Origin of the sequence: Bartonella sp. AA1HLJMS, assembly GCF_042197445.1 — a bacterium.
GTDB lineage: Bacteria > Pseudomonadota > Alphaproteobacteria > Rhizobiales > Rhizobiaceae > Bartonella.
In genome coordinates this window covers 1-2,158 of sequence record NZ_JBHIRW010000125.1, presented here as the reverse complement: position 1 = coordinate 2,158, position 2,158 = coordinate 1, and the positions used below count along the sequence as shown (strand labels likewise).

The window sequence follows — 2,158 nt, the reverse complement described above, 5'->3', positions numbered from 1 at the left end:
AACAGAATAAAAAGAGACATGGGGGACGTGCCTTCTTTATGGTTATAAACGCATATAAAATGCATTGCTATAAACATCTCATAAAAGAGAGAGTAAAATAAAAAAAGCCGTGCCAAATGATATGACGCGGCTTTCAAATAGCGTTTTTTATTGATTAAAATGAATCATCCACAATGGAGTAATGAATGCATATATACAAAACGTATCATATTGCAAGCGCTCTATGAGAGATATGAAAACTTATCAAAAGGAACGTAAATGATGCATATGATCTTTAATCACTCATTTGAATGAGAGAGCCTATAAACGCTTGTTATGGCTATTAAACGTATCAAACAAATCAAAACGCTCGGTAGCTTTATCAATCCAATCAAAAGCAAATGCATATTCAATAAATATCTGCAAAAAACGTTCTTTTTACATTTGGAAGCGTTGGTTTTTACAAAGCAGCTTTTCATAAGATAAATAAACAATTATGGTTTTTTGTTACCATTTTTATCAAGTCAATTTTATTAATAATAGTTATTAAAAAATCACAAAATTAGAATAACCACTTGAAAATATACCCATATGGGTATATTAATAATCATGAGTAAAATAAAACGTATCATATGGCTTGGTTCTTCACTCAAAGATATAAAAAGTCTTCCTGATCTTATTCAACAAAGGATTGGTTATGCTCTTTATCTTGCTCAGATAGGAGATAGAGGAGAAAATGTTAAGGTTCTCAAGGGGTTTGGATCTGCCAATGTTCTAGAAATTATTGAACGCGATATTCAAGGAACTTATCGCGCTGTTTATACGATACAATATAAAAAATCTCTTTATGTGTTGCATTGTTTTCAGAAAAAATCGACCCGTGGCATTGCAACAGCAAAACCAGACATTAATCTGATTAAAGAACGTCTCAAGTTAGCAGAACAATTAGAAGGGAATTAAAATGATCAATGTTTTTCACGGTAGTTCCAATGTTTATGCGGATCTTGGCTTTTCAGATTCCAGAGAGATGCTTATCAAAGCGCAACTTGCTCATAAGATTAGTCAAATTCTGAAAGAAAAGAACTTAACACAAAAACAGGCTAGTCAACTTTTGAAAATGACTCAACCAAAACTGTCTAAACTCTTAAGTGGAGAATTTCGAGGAATTAGTGAAATGAAAATGCTTGAGTGTTTGGCAAAATTGGGAAACGATATCAAGATTATTGTTAATCCGAAAGAAGTTAAAACGCTTGAAGGACATTTTGAAGTTGTTTTTTCTTCTTAAACTTCTTTATGATTAGCTTTTTTGGATCTATTCATGCATGGCAATCTTATATAAAAAATAGTCAAATGAATCACGTATAAAAGTGTGGATTCTTAAGTGGATTCTTATAAAATAATTACAAACAAACTATTGACTTTATTGTATTTTTGTTTATAATGTCCTTCAACAAGCGTGACCATCCGACGACCGTTTTCAACATCAATGCTCCCTTCATCACTGTAATAATCAAGATCATTATGGTGAACACCTTCATGAGAGCTCCCATCCCTTGCCCAATCTGCACTCAGCTCTGTCCAATGAGATTTGGGAAACATCTGCTTAGCTACTTCTAACGGCTTGCGGTCTACATACCACAAACGTTGTGCATCGGTTAAATTCGGTTGCACTGCCGCACTATCCCAGACCATTTTTAAAGGATCTAAACGCGTAATGACCGGTTCACCATCGAGGCTGTTCTCATAATCAAGGCGGGTATCAGTCCACCCCATTCCACAAATGACAGCATCTTGGAAAGCATCACTATCTGCATATTCAGCATGTGCCATGTCGCGAAACCATTCTGCTGCTCCTGTAAGCAATTCACTTGGCAATGCCTTCCCTATTTGACGAGGAATGAATTGCACTTCTCGCTTATTGTTGCGTTCTGAACCCACAACAGCATTCACAAGCGGAGCAATACGATTAAAAGTCATAACGGGGCGGCGTTGCTTTTTTAACGCCGATAAATCTTCTTCATTCCATTGATCACCATTGTAAAAACCAAAATCCTCCCGCGCATGTTCACGCCATTTGTTCACATGCTCCACATCTTCTTTGTACCAGCTCACAAGCTTACGAAACAAACCTTCATGAGAGAGATCAGATACATTGCTGTCTTTTTCTAAACGTTCATCA

2 protein-coding genes and 1 pseudogene are annotated in these 2,158 nt (G+C 35.7%); 2 read left to right on the top strand and 1 reads right to left on the bottom strand.

The annotated features are described in order from the left end of the window. Positions 1 to 588: 588 nt before the first annotated feature. Both ACFIQE_RS09770 and ACFIQE_RS09765 read left to right on the top strand, forming a co-directional pair. A complete protein-coding gene (locus ACFIQE_RS09770; RefSeq protein ID WP_375616946.1) occupies positions 589 to 939 on the top strand; it encodes a type II toxin-antitoxin system RelE/ParE family toxin in 351 nt (116 codons plus the stop codon). A gap of 1 nt (position 940) precedes the next feature. Continuing rightward, entirely contained in the window at positions 941 to 1,264 is a 324-nt protein-coding gene (locus tag ACFIQE_RS09765) for a helix-turn-helix domain-containing protein (RefSeq protein ID WP_015856199.1), read from the top strand. Positions 1,265 to 1,386: 122 nt separating this feature from the next. On the opposite strand, the pseudogene ACFIQE_RS09760 reads toward ACFIQE_RS09765, so the two are convergent. After that, positions 1,387 to 2,158 (bottom strand): annotated as a pseudogene (locus tag ACFIQE_RS09760) (portal protein); the annotation flags it as partial.

Excerpts from the sequence above, each read along its gene's own strand:
- ACFIQE_RS09770 (WP_375616946.1), top strand. The coding sequence starts at position 589 with ATGAGTAAAATAAAACGTATCATATGGCTTGGTTCTTCACTCAAAGAT.
- ACFIQE_RS09765 (WP_015856199.1), top strand. The coding sequence starts at position 941 with ATGATCAATGTTTTTCACGGTAGTTCCAATGTTTATGCGGATCTTGGC.